The 16,056-nt window shown below is 39.6% G+C and carries 12 protein-coding genes; 9 read left to right on the top strand and 3 right to left on the bottom strand.

Annotated elements, in window-relative coordinates:
• The first annotated feature begins 540 nt into the window (after positions 1–540).
• The 4 genes from E0H81_RS07110 (at position 541) to E0H81_RS07095 (ending at position 3,552) form a co-directional block, all read left to right on the top strand.
• Positions 541–1,311 (top strand): HesA/MoeB/ThiF family protein, encoded by a 771-nt coding sequence (locus E0H81_RS07110; protein WP_131317731.1) that lies wholly within the window; start codon positions 541–543, stop codon positions 1,309–1,311.
• Between the two features lie 58 nt (positions 1,312–1,369).
• The gene (locus tag E0H81_RS07105; protein WP_131317729.1) at positions 1,370–2,668 is read left to right on the top strand and encodes an ABC1 kinase family protein; all 1,299 of its coding nucleotides are present in this window, start codon (positions 1,370–1,372) and stop codon (positions 2,666–2,668) included.
• A gap of 109 nt (positions 2,669–2,777) precedes the next feature.
• The gene (gene folB / locus E0H81_RS07100; RefSeq protein ID WP_131271433.1) at positions 2,778–3,158 is read left to right on the top strand and encodes a dihydroneopterin aldolase; all 381 of its coding nucleotides are present in this window, start codon (positions 2,778–2,780) and stop codon (positions 3,156–3,158) included.
• Entirely contained in the window at positions 3,115–3,552 is a 438-nt protein-coding gene (locus E0H81_RS07095) for a 2-amino-4-hydroxy-6-hydroxymethyldihydropteridine diphosphokinase (RefSeq protein ID WP_131271432.1), read from the top strand. Before folB ends, E0H81_RS07095 begins: the two co-directional genes overlap by 44 nt.
• A gap of 303 nt (positions 3,553–3,855) precedes the next feature.
• Here the strand turns inward: E0H81_RS07095 and E0H81_RS07090 are convergent, their stop codons facing one another.
• A complete protein-coding gene (locus E0H81_RS07090) occupies positions 3,856–4,389 on the bottom strand; it encodes an SMI1/KNR4 family protein (RefSeq protein ID WP_131317727.1) in 534 nt (177 codons plus the stop codon).
• A gap of 139 nt (positions 4,390–4,528) precedes the next feature.
• Between E0H81_RS07090 and E0H81_RS07085 the strand changes: the two genes are divergently transcribed.
• The 3 genes from E0H81_RS07085 to E0H81_RS07075 all read left to right on the top strand — a co-directional run bounded on the left by E0H81_RS07085 (position 4,529) and on the right by E0H81_RS07075 (position 5,754).
• A complete protein-coding gene (locus tag E0H81_RS07085) occupies positions 4,529–4,774 on the top strand; it encodes a type II toxin-antitoxin system RelB/DinJ family antitoxin (RefSeq protein ID WP_074947748.1) in 246 nt (81 codons plus the stop codon).
• Positions 4,764–5,057: a type II toxin-antitoxin system RelE family toxin gene (locus E0H81_RS07080; protein ID WP_131317725.1), complete on the top strand. Its 294-nt coding sequence runs from the start codon at positions 4,764–4,766 to the stop codon at positions 5,055–5,057. The genes E0H81_RS07085 and E0H81_RS07080 overlap by 11 nt, the downstream gene beginning before the upstream one ends.
• 70 nt (positions 5,058–5,127) lie before the next feature.
• Complete coding sequence (locus E0H81_RS07075) at positions 5,128–5,754, top strand: HEAT repeat domain-containing protein (RefSeq protein ID WP_131317723.1); 627 nt, start codon at positions 5,128–5,130, stop codon at positions 5,752–5,754.
• Between the two features lie 883 nt (positions 5,755–6,637).
• On the opposite strand, the gene coq7 is transcribed toward E0H81_RS07075, so the two are convergent.
• Together coq7 and E0H81_RS07065 are read right to left on the bottom strand one after the other, a co-directional pair.
• Positions 6,638–7,273 carry a 2-polyprenyl-3-methyl-6-methoxy-1,4-benzoquinone monooxygenase gene (gene coq7 / locus E0H81_RS07070; protein WP_131317721.1) on the bottom strand — a complete coding sequence of 212 codons (636 nt, stop codon included), beginning with the start codon at positions 7,271–7,273 and terminating at the stop codon, positions 6,638–6,640.
• Between the two features lie 4 nt (positions 7,274–7,277).
• Entirely contained in the window at positions 7,278–8,597 is a 1,320-nt protein-coding gene (locus E0H81_RS07065) for an MFS transporter (protein ID WP_131317719.1), read from the bottom strand.
• A 178-nt stretch (positions 8,598–8,775) separates the two neighbouring features.
• Between E0H81_RS07065 and E0H81_RS07060 the strand changes: the two genes are divergently transcribed.
• Together E0H81_RS07060 and E0H81_RS07055 are read left to right on the top strand one after the other, a co-directional pair.
• Entirely contained in the window at positions 8,776–11,502 is a 2,727-nt protein-coding gene (locus E0H81_RS07060) for an autotransporter assembly complex protein TamA (RefSeq protein ID WP_131317717.1), read from the top strand.
• A gap of 22 nt (positions 11,503–11,524) precedes the next feature.
• Positions 11,525–16,039, top strand: coding sequence for a translocation/assembly module TamB domain-containing protein (locus E0H81_RS07055; protein WP_131317715.1), 4,515 nt, complete (start codon positions 11,525–11,527; stop codon positions 16,037–16,039).
• Positions 16,040–16,056 lie beyond the last annotated feature (17 nt).

The following is a 16,056-nucleotide window of genomic DNA, read 5'->3' as shown; positions in this document are numbered from 1 at the left end:
AAAAAAAAAAAAACCGCCATTAATGGCGGTTTTGCTTAGTGGAATGCGGAAATTGAATTCCACATTTTAAACATTCGGCAACGTGGAAATGCTGGGTTTGATATTCAGTGAAGTGATGTTTGCATAGCAGTTGCTTAAAAGTATTGAACAGCATCATTGACTCCCAATTCAGGTTCGTCTCTCGACGGAAAAAATGTTGGTAGCTTAGTCTTTCCCAATGTCCGTAAGTACATAGCAAATTTAGGAAAACTATTACTTACTGCTGCGGTTATGAGGCACTCACAGCTTACCCTGTATTCAATAAATACTTATGGCATCGTCATGTGTTGAACGAATACCCATTGATCATAGTGCGAATAAAAAATATGTCAAATTTCAGGCATTTATTTAATTTTTTCATTCAAATAATTTACAAGTCAATTCAAATTTATGATTAAAATTAAGACAAAAAATAGCTAAGTAATAATAGATTTGCTGAATACTACGGCTAATTTGTCTATACTTGGTGACACCAGAAAAAGCGGATAATGAGGATGTCTAGTGACCCAGTACGATATTGATTTGGAACTCAGCGACCAAGAAATACATCTTTATAGCCGTCAAATTCTTCTTGATGGCTGGGATATTGAAGCACAGGAAAAACTCAAACTCGCCAATGTCTTGATTGTCGGTTGCGGTGGAATCGGTTGTACAACCGCAGAACTTCTGGCTCGTGCCGGTGTAGGGCAAATTACTCTTATCGATGCCGACACGATTGAGATGAGTAACCTGCAACGGCAAATAGCCTATGTAGAGGAAAATATTGGTTTCTATAAATCTGAAATACTGGCTAAACGGCTAAAACAAATTAATCCGCATATTCGTATTGAATCTCAAACCGTAAAACTGGATCAAAGTAATGCAGAACAACTTATTTCAAACCAAGACTTGGTTTTGGATGGCTGTGATAATTTCAGGACACGTTATTTAGTCAATCAAACCTGTAAGCAATTTAATGTCCCTTTAATCAGCGCTTCTGCGATTGGTTTTCAGGGACAACTGTTTATGGTTGAAGGGGAATCGGCTTGTTATGAATGTCTATTTCCCAAAGAACAGCATGTCAATGAAAACCTGCGCTGTGCCGATTCTGGTGTATTAGCAACTACACCAAATGTGATGGCAAGCTTGCAGGCGCATCATGCCTTGCTGTATCTGGGTTTGGGGAAAACGCCGCTTAAGCAAAAACTGATGCTTTGGGATGGATTAAGCATGAAACAACGCTTGCTTGCTTTCGAAAAAGATACAGATTGTCCAATCTGTCAGGCAAGATAGACCTGCAAACGAATATTTTTTTGCTACACTCACTACAATTTAATTCTAAGCTGACATTATGAAAAACAATATCTGGTTAGATGGACTGCGTTCGGTTGCCCGTGTGGGTGAAACAGCTGTCATTGCAGCAAAAGCAGGCATTAAATACGCTACAGAAAAACCAAGTAACGCAAAACTGATGCGTGAAACTTTTGAATCCTTAGGTTCCACCTACATTAAACTTGGGCAGTTTATTGCCAGTACGCCTTCATTGTTTCCACGTGAATATGTTGAAGAATTTCAAGGCTGTTTAGATCAAACCCCATCTTTGCCATTTAGTTATGTTCAGGGTGTTTTGGCCTCTGAATTTGCAGGCCGAAATCTGGATGAAATATTCGCTTCAATTGAGGAAAAACCTTTAGCTTCAGCCTCTATTGCACAAGTTCATGCAGCTAGACTTGTGACAGGCGAAGATGTGGTCATTAAAGTGCAAAAGCCGGGTGTAGAAACTATTCTATATACCGACTTAAACGTCTTGCACTGGGCCACTAAAGTTTTAGAAAAAGTGGTACCAAAAGTTAAATTTGCATCACTTGCCGATATTGTCGATGAAATTAAAACCCGTATGGTGCGTGAAGTTGACTTTATTGAAGAAGCGCAAAATCTTGATGATTTCGTTAACTATTTGAATGTGACTCAAAATTCAAAAGCCGCAGCACCAAAAGTCTATCACCAATATTCAACCCGTCGTGTACTCACCATGCAGCGTTTTTATGGTGTGCCTCTGACTGATTTTGATGTGGTCAAAACAGTCTCTAAAGATCCGTCGCAGGTTTTAATTACCGCCATGAATACTTGGTTTGGTAGCTTGATGATGTGTAAAAGTTTCCATGCAGACCTGCATGCAGGCAATCTGATGTTGCTTGAAGATGGTCGTGTCGGTTTTATCGATTTTGGTATTGTCGGTCAGCTTAATCCTGAAGTATGGACTGCATCCATTGCATTTATGGATGCGCTGCAAAAAACTGATTACAACCTGATGGCAGAAAACATGCTGAAAATGGGTATGACTGACAAGAAAATTGATACACAAGTTTTGGCCGATGATCTTGAGCGGTTATTTAGTGGTGTATTAATGGCTGATCCTCAACAAATATTAAGCTCAAATCCCGCAGATTTAAACGATATTATGATGGATATGGTTGGAGTCGGTGAGCGTCACGGCATTCGCTTCCCGCGTGACTTTGCCTTGCTGTTTAAACAAATGCTGTATTTCGATCGCTTTATGCGCATCCTCGCGCCATATACCGATATTTATGCAGACCAGCGTTTGCAAATGGTGCAAACTCTTGATCCAAAGGTGTTGTTAAAACACTAAGTTATTATTGAGCAAATCTCCTTAAATCCCTCTTTATCAAAGAGGGGATTTTCTTTTTTAAAGGAATATTCAGGAGATTCAAAAATTAAAGTCAGTAAAGGGTAAAGACATGGATGCAATTATCATTGAAGGTTTAAAGGTCGAAACAGTGGTGGGATGTTTCAATTGGGAACGTCAAATCATTCAGCCTTTAATGCTCGATATGACCATCCAGACCAGTTTGGAACAGGCTTCTAATTCTGATGAACTGGAACATACGCTAAATTATGCGGAGATTTGCGAAATTTCTGCCACGGTTATTCAAAAAGCACAGCCAGAATTGATTGAACATGCAGCAAAGCTTGTTCTCAATGCGCTTTTTACTACCTTTCCTGCGGTTGAATCGATTATGATTACGATCCGTAAGCCTGCCATTATCGCGCAAGCAAATTCTGTAGGAATTCGTCTTGAACGCCACCGAAACGATATTCGCCTTAGCTCTGGCGAGTAATTGTCATCCTGAACTCCATTTTAAGCAGGCATTTACCCAGATTGCTGAAATTGGACAGGTTCAATTCTCTGAAATTTATTTAATTCCATGTCGCGATGGTGTTGGTGCAGATTATTGGAATGCTGCGTGTTTGCTCAAAAGTAAAATGAGCGTCGAAGAAATGACCTCTATCCTCAAAAAAATGGAAGATGATTCAGGCCGTGTACGTCCATCGCATCAAATTTCTTTGGATGTGGATCTGATTGCATGGGGAGAAGACTTATCTCATATGCAATTTAATCCGAAGAAATTACCCCTTGCAACTGATGTAAAAATTCCAATGCTGGATATTTGGCAGGGTGTTGAGTTTCAGCATGAAAAGCATCAATTTCCAATTGTGCATTGGGTAGATTAACTTTTACTAAGTTCATCAGATGATAAATTTTAGTTTTTAAATAGCCTAAGCAGATCATAACTTTTATCTAGAAGTATCATTCGTTTTGACTCTACCCACACAAAAATGGAAATAGGTGAGTATTGATAGAATTTGACTGATTAAAATTTAAAAAAATCATCAAACTCAGGTGTGAAAATTGATATATCATTAAAAAAGCCCATTTGAGGGTGAATGGGCTTTTCAATATTATATAAGAAATTGATTTTTAAGGAAATAAAAAAGTATTTCGTATAAGGTGTATTATGTTAATTTTAGGGAAATTTAAAAAAGATCCTCTTTCAATAATGCCATAAAAGAAGTGAAATTATCTGCTAATTTTATAGTTCTCAACTTATGTTCAGTTGGTGATATTTGGATAAGGTCATCATGATAAATCAGAGTAATAGCTGGTTCATCAGTATCAAGATCATCTCTATAATCAAAAGCTAGTAAGTCACCACCTGCACATTCTCCAAAAATCACTATGTGTTTATCCATAAATTCATACATGTGTTCATCAGGCTGATTTAATTCAATTGCTTCATATTTTTTGATGGAATTCTCATACTTTTTACGATCTTCTTCATCCCAAATTTCTATTTCTTCATATCCGTAGCTATAAAAATATAAGTCTCTATCTGTGAACTTATTGTTATGATCTAAAAACTCAAAATAGCTCTTTTGAGGAGTTAATCCATTGTGTTTACTGAGTAATTCAACATAAGACTTAGGAAATTTATAACCAATAGACTCAGCATAATCTTCAATAATTTTTCTATCAATTTGGCCATGATCGCTACTTACATCAATATTCATTTAATCCGCTCAATTAATTTTTTTATAGTATAAATTAGGAATAAAAATTTCCATTTAACATAATGGTTGTTATACGAACTATCTATGTAATGCAAATTGCATTACAATATATCCATGTATTCAACAAATGGGAAAAGTAATGGCTACTGTTAACTTCAGGGTCGATGAAGCCCTAAAAGAAAAATCATTTTCTGTCCTAAAAGAACAAGGTATTGCACCAACTGAATTCTTCACCAACATACTTGAGTATATTGCAACTACAGGAAAACTACCTGTTCAAAAAGCATTGCTCTCAGAAGAAGATGCTGAATTATTAGCGACTGTACGTAAGCGAATTAATGACCCTAAAGAAATGTTCGAGGAAATTACTTTAGATGACTTATAAGCTTTTACGTCATAAGGACTTCACACCTGAATGGGAAAAACTTCCCAGTACTATCAGAGATCAATTTAAGAAGAAACTCGCTAAGGTCATAGAGCAGCCACATATTCCCAAGAATATGCTCAGAGGTGATCTTGCAGGCTGCTATAAAATTAAATTATTAAAGGCTGGAGTCAGATTAGTTTATCAAGTCAAAGATGATCAAGTAGTCATCTTGCTCATCACCGTTGGGAAACGAGCTGACAGCATAGTTTATGACGAAGCGAAGAAACGCATTAAAGACTAAAAATGGGGGTATTACCATATAGTCTTCAGGTGAGATGTAACGACATTTTTATTTAGAATATGTAGGTGATATGAAAAATAATAGTAAGGTGATTTATTTAGTTATTACAGCAATCGTAGTAGCTTTTGTTGGATTCTTTCTTTTTGCCAAAAAAAGTGATGATGTGCATAGTAAAGAGCTGATGGAAACTCAAGAAAAGATCAGTTCCAACAGTAATATTCTTACTGTTAGTGACGGTATCACTAACAATGCGTCCAATCTCCCTCATGGAATGCCTCCTGACTGGGTAAAAAATATGATTGCTATTAATGATAGCCCTGCATATTCACGAGAAGATAAAATCCATAAGCTGGTTGATTTATTAAAACAAAATGAATCGAATCCAGATGCATTAAGTGCAATTCTTATATCACTAACTAAATTAAACCCAATTGAAGCAGTAGACGATATTATTCCTTATTTAAAAAATACGAATCCAAAGGTTCAAATTTTGACTCTGGGTGTTCTTCATAATGCTTCCCTACTCACGAAGAAAGAACATGAGCTTAAGCATTCACTTACAGAGAATGAAGCTGTTCGTAAACGGATTACTGAAGCCGTTAATGAGCTTAAAGTAGATCCAAATACGTCAAATGAAGTAAAGGAAGTATTAATTTCTACTTACTCAGGGAGTAATACTTCTTTAAAAGGTAAATAACAACTCATTTTATAGAGCATTCTTAATTCACTATTGAGTGGAAAATACCCCCATTTAACATAATGGCGCTTATACGAAACGCGATTGTAATAATATTGAAATATCAACAAGTTAAGCTAAAAGAAAAAGTTAAAAGATCAGCAGAATCCCGGCTTGGAAACAAGTCGGCTTTTTTTTAAACTGTTTTGATATATTCCGCCAATAGAATTGATCATAATTTAATCAAAATGAAACTTTTCTCAATGTTCCCGGACTTACCAGGGCAAAAAATATCCCCAATTTTTGCGGATAAATCTGGGACAGTTTTTAGGCAGTGTTGTACGCATTTGCTTACATCAATTCCGGTCCTTTGCGGCTATACGATCTAGCTACAATTTCCTATGATGGGGACATAGAGAGCAGGATGCTCCAGATAAAAAGAACAAGAGAAAGAACAAGGAATGTGAGATCAGACAGGAGTCAGATCTAAGCATCAAATACGAAAAAGCCCAACAGGATGTTGGGCTTTTTTTATGCTTGATCAATTATTGTGTAATGCAAGTTGCAGAATCTTAATGATCTGCTAGAGGGCAAACATAATTAATTATGTTATCAGTGATAATTTTAAATTGATTTTTTATACACATAAAAGATTCTCTGCATAATAGCTGGCTCTATTGATTGTTACTCATTTGAACCATACACTTGTCTAAAAGTATTCAGCGACTCGGGTTTCAAATAGGCAGAAAAATCATTCTATTTTACTAATGAAATATAAAAGCTTAAAAAAGCAACCAGATTTGTCTTGGTAATGAATAGGGGTAAAACTACATTTCAAATTGCTGAGTAATAAACAGCATAAAAAACCCGCAATAATGCGGGTGTTGAATTATTCAAAAAACAGTTAAATATAATAACTGGTCTTGGTCATTAACTTTGAAATGCCGGTCATTGCAATACGCACTGGGGCAGGTAAATCCACACCGCCAGCATTCAATGCTGTATCTCTATGATGCAGTTCATCTTCATTCATTTGCACAAGAATTTTACGTGAACGTTCATCTTGCTCCGGCAACTGCTTGATATGGTCTTCTAAATGCAGACTGACTTGACGTTCTGTTTCTGCCACGAAACCTAGGCTGTATTTATCACCGGCAATTCCGGCAATGGCACCCATACCAAATGACAAACTGTACCAGACTGGATTGAGTAAACTGGTATGGCTATCTAGTTCTTTTAAACGGTCTTCACACCAGGCCAAATGATCTTGTTCTTCAATTGCAGCCTGTTCCATTTCACGGCGTACATTGGGCAGTTTTGCAGTGAGCGCCTGACCATGATAAAGCGCTTGTGCACAGACTTCACCACTATGATTCACCCGCATTAAACCAGCAACATGACGTGCTTCACTGACACCTAGTTTGGTTTCAACAGTACTGCCCGGATTTTCACGATGTGCAGAGGTCGTTCCGGGAACCAAACTGCGAAGCGCCTGGTCAAATGAATGAATAAATTTGTCGATACCGGTATATTGACGCATAAAATTAATCCTCTAAAGCTTCTTGTTGTACTGCAAGCATCGGCTTGAGCCTAAACAGGAGCCATGTAGTGAAAATGGCGCTTAGAATAGCGGTAATACTGAAAAGTATTTTAATATCAATCTTGAATATACTTAAGATGATAATCGAAAATACAGCAGAGGATACCATGAATACGGCATTTAGGATGTTGTTTGCAGCCACCACACGCGCACGATGTGAGCGCGGAGAAAAGGCCTGCATCATGGCGTATAAAGGTACGATGTAAAAACCGCCACTAATCCCGAGTAATGTCACGGCAAGCATGACATGGTAATAGCTCCAGCCTTGGGTAAATACCTCTTTTAAACCTAACAGGTCACCGCTACGTTCAGGCACAAAAGCCAGACTTGCGGCTAAATAAAAAGCAAAAACCGTTAAGCCAATGGCACCAATTGGTACCATCTTCAAATTCACCTCTGTACCGCCAATTCTGCGGCACAATAATGAACCGACACCAATCCCGACAGAGAAGAAGGTTAAAAGCAGACTGACGACATTTTCAGAAGCATGTAGATTCTGCTGGGTTAACTGTGGAATCTGAGTCAGATAAGTTGCCCCATAAAACCAGTACCAGGAATTACCCAATAAAATCAGAAAAATGATCGGTAGACTTTTGGCATATTTTAAGGTCTGAAAACTGGTTCTAAAAAAGTTCCAGTCAATTTTAATGTCAGGTGAGCTTACATTTTGCTTTAACACAAAACGACTCGAGATATAGCCTAAAACAGCAATGGTGACCACAGTCAGGCTAATCCAGACCAAATTGCCGTCTGATGCAGAAATGACGGCACCGCCTAAAATCATACCAATCAGAATGGCCATAGATGTACCAGATTGAAACAGGGCATTTCCGGACATCAGTTCGTTTGGTTTTAAAATTTCAGGCAAAATGGCATACTTGATTGGCCCAAAGAAGGTCGAATGCACACCCATTAAAAATAAAGCCATTAATAATAGCCACAAATGACCCAATAAAAAGCCAGCAGAGCCAATTAACATGATCACAATTTCGAGTATTTTAATGCCGCGTACAAGTTGTGAGCGTTCAGATTTATCTGCAATCTGGCCGGCTGTCGCAGAGAAAATAAAATAGGGTAAAATAAACAATAAGGCTGCAAGATTATTCAGGGTACTGACACTGGCGCTTTGCTGATTGATCCAACCATAGGTAATGACCAGTAACAAGGATTGTTTATAGACATTGTCATTCAGGGCACCGAAAAACTGAGTGACGAACATCGGTAAAAACCGACGTGTGCCTAAAAGATGTTCATTTTTTTCCATGGTTTTTGGGCTTCATTAAGTTTTATTAAGAAATGTGAGCATTTGGTAAAACACTATAAAAAATCATGTATTATATTTTAAACCTATACTTTAGTGAAAATTCCAATAGATTTGAGTTTGTTAGCAAGCGAATATTGGGCATTTCCATTACAAATATTATATTAGTTTAGAGTTGTTTATGCTTTCAAAACTGAATTTTAAAAAGTCGACTCTTACACTAAGTGTCAATTCCTTCATACAGTGGGATGATCAACATAAACGATTTTGTTTAAGTCTCTTTTTAATGTTACTTGCACAGCAAGGTTTTGCACAAGTTGCACAGCCTGATCCAACGGTCACTCAAACAGAATTTGAACAACAACTCAAGAGTGAAGCTGTTAAGCAAGGCATGGACAGTGCCGAAGAACTAGAAAAAATTGAAAACTTTCAAGAAAAACAAGCTGAACCTGATAGTTTGCAAATGCTACAACAACAAGAACAGGCGGGGCAGACTCTACCAGAATTTAAGCCAATTGAATTTGAAGATTTAGAAGAACTGCCGATTGAGCCAGTCAGTCAGGCAATGGCAGACGAAATTTTTCGTGAGGCTGAAAATGCGAAAAATCAAGCACAACTCTACCGTGCAGGACAGGTTTCAGAAGTGGTGGTTTCTGATGCAACCCAGCAAGAACTGGTTGAAATTAATCAGGCGCCTGTAAATGTCGATCAATTGATGTCAAGCATTCAAAACGATAGCAAAATTGTGGTTGAAGCCAATGAGGCCGCTAGAACTTTACCTGAAATCAGGCCAGCGGACGAAGTTGAAGAACCAAACTTCTTTAAGCGCTGGCTTTATAAAATACGACCTTCACGTCAGATAAATACTGTGAAAGTTCCGCGTATTAGTGCAGACGTTGTGTTTATCTCAGCTCAAAACAGCAGTGAGGTTTCAAGCAAAGCCTACGCTCAAGCGCTAGAGAATCTTGAAACCAATATTAAAGGCAAGCTTTCCAGTTTTACCCAAGAATCTTTTAGTGATTTTCCTTCGGCACTGCCACAATTAAGAACGATGTCGAATCAGGCTGCGCAGGCAGTTGGCTTTTATAATGCCGAATTTAAATTTGAAAAACTCAGCGAAAACCGTGTTCGCGTCAGAGTAACGCCGAATGCACCTGTGCAAATTAGAGAGCAAAATATTGAGTTGAGTGGCGCAGGTCAACAGCAAGCGCAGTTCCAGGTCATCAGTGTGCTACCCGATCAAGATGTCGGCAACATTTTCAATCATGGTTTATATGAACAAACTAAAACACGAATTAATGATGCAGCGACCAATAACGGCTACTTTGATTCATACTGGCGTTTACATGATGTAAAAGTGGCCCAGCCGCAAAATACTGCCGATGTAAATTTGCGTTTTGAAACAGGTGACCGCTACAAACTAGGCCCTGTTGAATTTCGTATGAGTGATCCATCGAAACCATTCCCAATAGACATGGATGTCTTGCAAAGTATGGTGTCGTGGGAAGATGGCGCTGATTATACCTTTTGGCGTGTCAATGGCTTGGCAAACAACTTAACCAACTCGCGTTATTTTAATTACACTTTGGTGGATGCTGTACGACCGGATCCGATTGAAAAACCGCTGGAACTTCCACCTGATATCCAGGCATTAGTAGATCAGCAAAAACTATCGGAAAATGAAGCGAGCGTACAGGACAAAAAGCAGGTTGCTTCTGCAAAAGAAGTCACTCAGTCAGTTGTGGATGAGACACAATTTGCAGGTAAAACAGATGCAGAAGGTGATCAAAATCTGCGTCAAATGCGTGTAGAACAGGAAACCAAACAATCTGAAGAAGAACGTTTAAAAGCGCAAGCACGTGAAGAAAAGAAAATTCCGGTGATTGTTACTTTAAATGCCGACCGTCTAAATACTGCAGAAGTCGGTGCCGGTTATGGTAGCGATACCGGTGCACGTGTCCGTGGTCAGTATCGCCGTGCCATTGTAAACCGTCGTGGGCATTCCTTTGATGCCAACTTGGAATTATCTAAAATCCGCCAGTCGATTGACGGTCGCTATAATATTCCTTATCACCATCCACTCAATGATTATATTAGTCTGGTGGGTGGTTATGAGCGTGAAGAACGGGATGATGTTGCACAAGGCAATGGATTAATGATTGAATCTGCAGTTGCGGGTGTGGATCGAATTATTAAAAGACCACGCGGAAGCTGGCAACATACTTTTGGCATGCGTTATCGTTTAGATCGTATTACACAAGACGGCATACTAGATGCTGAAGAAATTCCTGATGCATTTTTAGCAAACACCAATGAGCAGCAACAATCCTTACTTTTCGGTTATGAGGTTGCGCGTACCACCAGTGATAAACGTGTCAACCCGGGCAAAGGTTTTAAACAGACTTATAAAGTGGAACTTGGTAGTGAAAGTTTATTGTCTGATGCCGATATGGCCATTGTAAATGCCGGTTGGCGTTTTATTTATTCATTGGGTGAAAATGATAACCATCAGTTTGTGGGCCGTGGTGATGTAGGTTATATCTTTACAGAAGATTTTACCAAAGTTCCTTATAACCTGCGTTATTTTACTGGTGGTGACCAAACTGTTCGCGGTTTTGACTATAAGAGTCTATCGCCAGAAGAAAATGGATTTAAACTTGGTGGCCAAGCTTTAGCTGTGGGCTCCTTGGAATATAACTATCAATTTAAAGAAGGCTGGCGTGCAGCTGTATTTAGTGATGTGGGGAATGCGTACGACAAAGATTTTAATACGCCAACTGCATATAGTGTTGGTTTGGGGGTTCGTTGGGCATCGCCAATTGGTCCAATTCGTATAGATGTGGCTTCAGGCATTTCTGATGATGATCATCCGATCCGTATCCATTTCTTTATTGGTTCACAATTATAAATTTTAGGTTTTAGAGAGCATTATGGCTGAAGTAGAACAGCAACCAGAGACGGAAATCCCTCGACCAAAAAAACGTCGTATTTTGAGGAGTGTGTTATTCACACTCCTTATTGTGTTGGTTCTACTTATTGCTTCCTTTGCTGTCATGTTTACTACCGATAAAGGTAGTAAATTCTTACTGGACCGAGTACTTGAACGCCAACAGATTATTCATTATGAATATGAGGGTGGCAATCTGTTAAACGGGATTATTTTAAAAAATATCCTGGTCACCTTAAAACCTGTTGACGTCAAAATTGATCGTGCCGACATAACTTTGGGGTGGCGCGCCATCCTGAAAAAAGAAATTCATTTAAATCGTGCCGATGTACGCAATCTGCAAATTATCTCCAAGAATCCATCGAGTGATGATCCGTTTAAATTCAATGAAATCCGTTTGCCTTTTGTCCTGCGCTTAGATACGGCGGATATTGATCATCTACTGATTAAAACCGCAACCAGCAGCGTGAAGTTTAGCGATGTTCATCTGAATAATTCACTCTGGTCAGGGACACAGCTCAAGTTTGAAGATTCCCGTATGAATATGGGCTATCTTTCGGTAAAAAATGCCACAGGCAACATGAAATTTGAAGGGAAGTACCCTTTAAATGCCGTAGGTGACTTGAATATACCGTCATTAAATAAAAGCCTGAATATTCATGATATTAAAGTGGTAGCCCGAGGTACTCTGGATACCATTCAAGCCGGTGTGGCAACCAATACGCCTGATCTGTTAACCGGTTGGGTGGTGTTACATCCAGTACGTAAACATGTGCCTATGTTTGGCGAGCTGCAGTTCAAACAATATCACTGGCCATTAATGACTGAACAAAAGCTGTTTAGTAAAGATGGTGTGGCAAAATTTAATGGGGATATTGAACGCCTAAATATCGATGTTGCGACCGATTTAAGTGGCAAAAATATTCCACAAGGTCAATATAACGGTAGCATGCATACCGATCTGGTCAATCAGTTGGATGTTAGCAATTTAAATGGCCAGCTCATGAATGGCGCCGTGAATGTTGCAGGTGTGGTGAGCTGGAAAGACCTGGTGACTTGGGATATGAATGGTCGTCTGGATAAAATCAATCCTAAAGACAAGCTGATTCCACAAGTCATCCAGGATTTTCTACCGCCAAGTCTGGATGGTAAAATCGCGTCTAAAGGCAGTTTAGACAAAGGCCTGCATTTGACCGCACTGGTCGATTTTGACCGTTATGAAACCTGGAACCTTAAACTCGATCAAGCCGAGCAAAAAGGTAAAAAGCCAAATCCAATGCTGCTTGATGTTGCCTGGCAGAATATCGACCGCGCCGTACCCTATGTAGGCTGGCTCAGCAGTAAATCGGGTGATGTCAAATTGGCCCTGGTGGAAGGTAGTCAAGATATTTATGTCGCAACTGCTGTGACTCAAAATGATCAGGGAGTATTGCCAGAAGGGTTCTACAAGGCAAAACTCAACCTTAAAAATAATAATTTGAATGTGCCGAGTTTTAGCTATGTGGCAGGTAAAGGCAGCTTAAGCGGAAGCGGGAAAGTCGACTTGCCGACTGAAAAGCGCCAATTAAAATGGAATGCCATCCTAAATGCCAAAGATTTTAATCCACAAACTGTAGTGGATGCTGCACCCGTAAACTTGTTGAATGGACAGATCAAAGCCAATGGTTTTGCCAAACCGAATCAGCAAATTATTCAGTTAAATGGCATTAACTTAACCGGTCGTCTGGCACAGCAAAATAGCAATGAAACCGTCCGTTTAACTGGACGTAGTACCGTTGCCCTGATTTTCCATAATGAAAAGTCGGGCGGTGGCTTTAAAAGTTTTGCCGTAAATTATGATGGTGCATTGAATGCAAGTCATATTCAGGCAAGTGAAGGTTTACTCAAGTTTAAAGTTTCAGGTACACCTGAATTGATTAAAATTGCTGAATTACAGCATTCAGGTATTGCAGGGAAAATTTTTGCCAGTGGTTTGGTCAATCTAAAAAATGGCATTGGCTGGAATGTAAATGCATCCCTGGTTCGATTTAAGCCACATTATTTTGTCTCGTCTGTACGTGGTGAATTATCGGGTAATGTGAAAACTGAAGGGGTTTGGTCAGATCGCTTAAAACGCATTAATATCGAAAAATTAAATTTAGCCGGTATTATCAATAATAAACCTGTTCGCGGAACAGGGAATTTGGCGATGGTCATCGATTCAAATCAAAAAGGTTTCTTGCCGAAACAATTTGAAGCCAATAATTTGTATCTGTCTTATGCAAAAAACCAGCTTCAAGCAACTGGTAATGCACAAAACTTAAGATTAAAAATTAATGCACCTGCCTTGTATGAAATTTATGCTGGACTTAAAGGGCGTGCTTATGGCTATTTAAATGTGCAATCGCAACCACGTGTACAAGCCACTGCAAATCTGGCGGTAGATGATTTTGGTTTTAACAATGTATTCAGCATTAAAAAATTACGGGTACAAGGTCAGTTACCGACTTCAGAACTTACACCGACACTTCTGACGGCGAAAATGGAAAGTTTGCGTAGTGGTACGCGTGAGATTCAGCAAGGTGAAATTTCACTGGCAGGAACACGTAAGGCCCACATATTGAAAGTTCAGGCAGAAAACAGAATTTCCAAATTTTATGTGCAGTTGGCCGGTGGCTTTAATGCTCAAAATGATTGGCTGGGGCAAATTCAGAAAGGTGATTTTGACTCTTTGCGTGCCCGATTGGTGCAACGTCAAAATGCCTCGGTTATTTACAATACTGCAAAATCTGAATTATTTGTCGGTGCACATTGCTGGTCCAGTCAGCAAAGTCAATTGTGTTTCGATCAACCGATTCGCGTCAGTAAAACCAAAGGTAATGTGTCCTTTGTTACCCAAAATGTCGATTTAAATGATTTTGCAGCCTTTATGCCAGAAGGTTTGGCCATTACCGGTAAGGTCAATGGTTATGCAAAAGCTGCATGGGCTCAAGGGGCTAAACCGAAAATTGATGCAAGACTGGTCACACGCAATGGTGTAATTGGTCTGGCAGCTGAAGATCCGCAGGATGTAGGTTCTACATTAAGGTATAACGAAATTGGCCTAATTGCGAAAAGTGTAGCCGAAGGTCTGCAGGTTCGTTTAGATGTGAAAACCCCTGAAATTGGTACCGGTTATGCCAATGTCATTATTGATCCTTATAAAGCCAACAAGCCTATGCGTGGTGAAGTTGCCTTTGACCAGGTGCAACTTAAGGTCTTTAAACCCTTTATTCAAGATGTTCGCTCACTCGCTGGAACCCTGTCTTTTGCAGGCAAAATCGCAGGAACGCTGACTCAGCCGTTGTTTAATGGTGAAATGCGCCTCAAAGATGGCGCCATTAGCATGATTTCATTGCCTGTAAACTTGAGCAATATTCAGGTTTATTCATCTATTCGACAAGATCATGCCAGCATTAATGGGGCATTTAACAGTGGTCGAGGCGTAGGTGCATTAGCGGGGAATGTGGACTGGAAAAATGATCCACGTATTCAATTGCATTTAAAAGGTGAAAACCTGCTGATTCGCCAAGCACCACTGATTACCGCAGTGGTTACACCAGATTTAACCTTGGATGTTTTGCCATTCCAGAAAAAATTAACCTTAAATGGCAAGGTTGAAGTACCACGTGCCTTAATTTCTATGCCTGAAGCTTCAGCACCGGTGATCAATGTATCATCGGATGTACGTATTGTTCATGAAGGGCAAGATCAGCTTGCAATATTGAGAGCGGCTCGACCATGGGATATTCGTGCAGATGTCATGGTCAATCTGGGCAATCAAGTGATTTTCCAGGGTTTTGATAGCCGCATTCCAATGCTGGGACGTCTATATTTATCCCAACGTGGGCTTGAAACAGCAATGCGTGCCAATGGTGCAATTGGTGTGAGTCAAAAGGTAAAAATTGAAGCTTATGGACAAAGTCTGGACTTGAACCGTGCAATTGCCCGTTTCAATGGACCTTTATATAACCCAACTTTGGATATTGATGCCAATAAGAGTGTTCAAGGCAGCACAGTGGGTGTGCGGGTTACCGGAACAGCAACCAGTCCAAATATTCAGGTTTATAACGATGCCGGTTTGTCTGAACAGGAAGCGTTAAATGCCATACTCACTGGTCGTATTAATGAAGGGACTAGTGGTATTAGTCAAACAGAAGGCTTTAAATCCGATGTCAATAATACCATTGCTGCGGCAGGGATCAGTATGGGCTTGGGCGGTACACGTGCCTTGACCAATCAGATTGGACGTACTTTTGGCTTAACTGGCTTGGCGCTAGATGCTCAGGGGACAGGTGATGATACCCAAGTCAGTGTGACCGGTTATATTACCCCTGATTTGTTTATTCGTTATGGTGTGGGGGTGTTCACGCCTGTAAATAAATTGACCTTACGTTATCAAATGAACAAACGGTTGTATTTGGAAGCTAGCCAATCCTTAGAGCGAGCTGTGGATTTATTTTATAACTGGCGGTTTTAAGAACTAATCACCTTAAA

Origin of the sequence: Acinetobacter terrestris (genome assembly GCF_004331155.1) — a bacterium.
In the GTDB taxonomy this organism is placed as follows: Bacteria; Pseudomonadota; Gammaproteobacteria; order Pseudomonadales; family Moraxellaceae; genus Acinetobacter; species Acinetobacter terrestris.
The sequence above is the reverse complement of the archived record's forward strand: the minus strand, read 5'-3'. Positions and strand labels throughout refer to the sequence as shown.

Bases quoted from the DNA above. Each gene is read 5' to 3' on its own strand.
- E0H81_RS07055 (WP_131317715.1), top strand. From the start codon at position 11,525: ATGGCTGAAGTAGAACAGCAACCAGAGACGGAAATCCCTCGACCAAAA.
- E0H81_RS07080 (WP_131317725.1), top strand. From the start codon at position 4,764: ATGACTTATAAGCTTTTACGTCATAAGGACTTCACACCTGAATGGGAA.
- coq7 (WP_131317721.1), bottom strand. From the start codon at position 7,273: ATGCGTCAATATACCGGTATCGACAAATTTATTCATTCATTTGACCAG.
- E0H81_RS07060 (WP_131317717.1), top strand. From the start codon at position 8,776: ATGCTTTCAAAACTGAATTTTAAAAAGTCGACTCTTACACTAAGTGTC.
- E0H81_RS07065 (WP_131317719.1), bottom strand. From the start codon at position 8,597: ATGGAAAAAAATGAACATCTTTTAGGCACACGTCGGTTTTTACCGATG.
- E0H81_RS07085 (WP_074947748.1), top strand. From the start codon at position 4,529: ATGGCTACTGTTAACTTCAGGGTCGATGAAGCCCTAAAAGAAAAATCA.
- folB (WP_131271433.1), top strand. From the start codon at position 2,778: ATGGATGCAATTATCATTGAAGGTTTAAAGGTCGAAACAGTGGTGGGA.
- E0H81_RS07075 (WP_131317723.1), top strand. From the start codon at position 5,128: ATGAAAAATAATAGTAAGGTGATTTATTTAGTTATTACAGCAATCGTA.
- E0H81_RS07105 (WP_131317729.1), top strand. From the start codon at position 1,370: ATGAAAAACAATATCTGGTTAGATGGACTGCGTTCGGTTGCCCGTGTG.
- E0H81_RS07090 (WP_131317727.1), bottom strand. From the start codon at position 4,389: ATGAATATTGATGTAAGTAGCGATCATGGCCAAATTGATAGAAAAATT.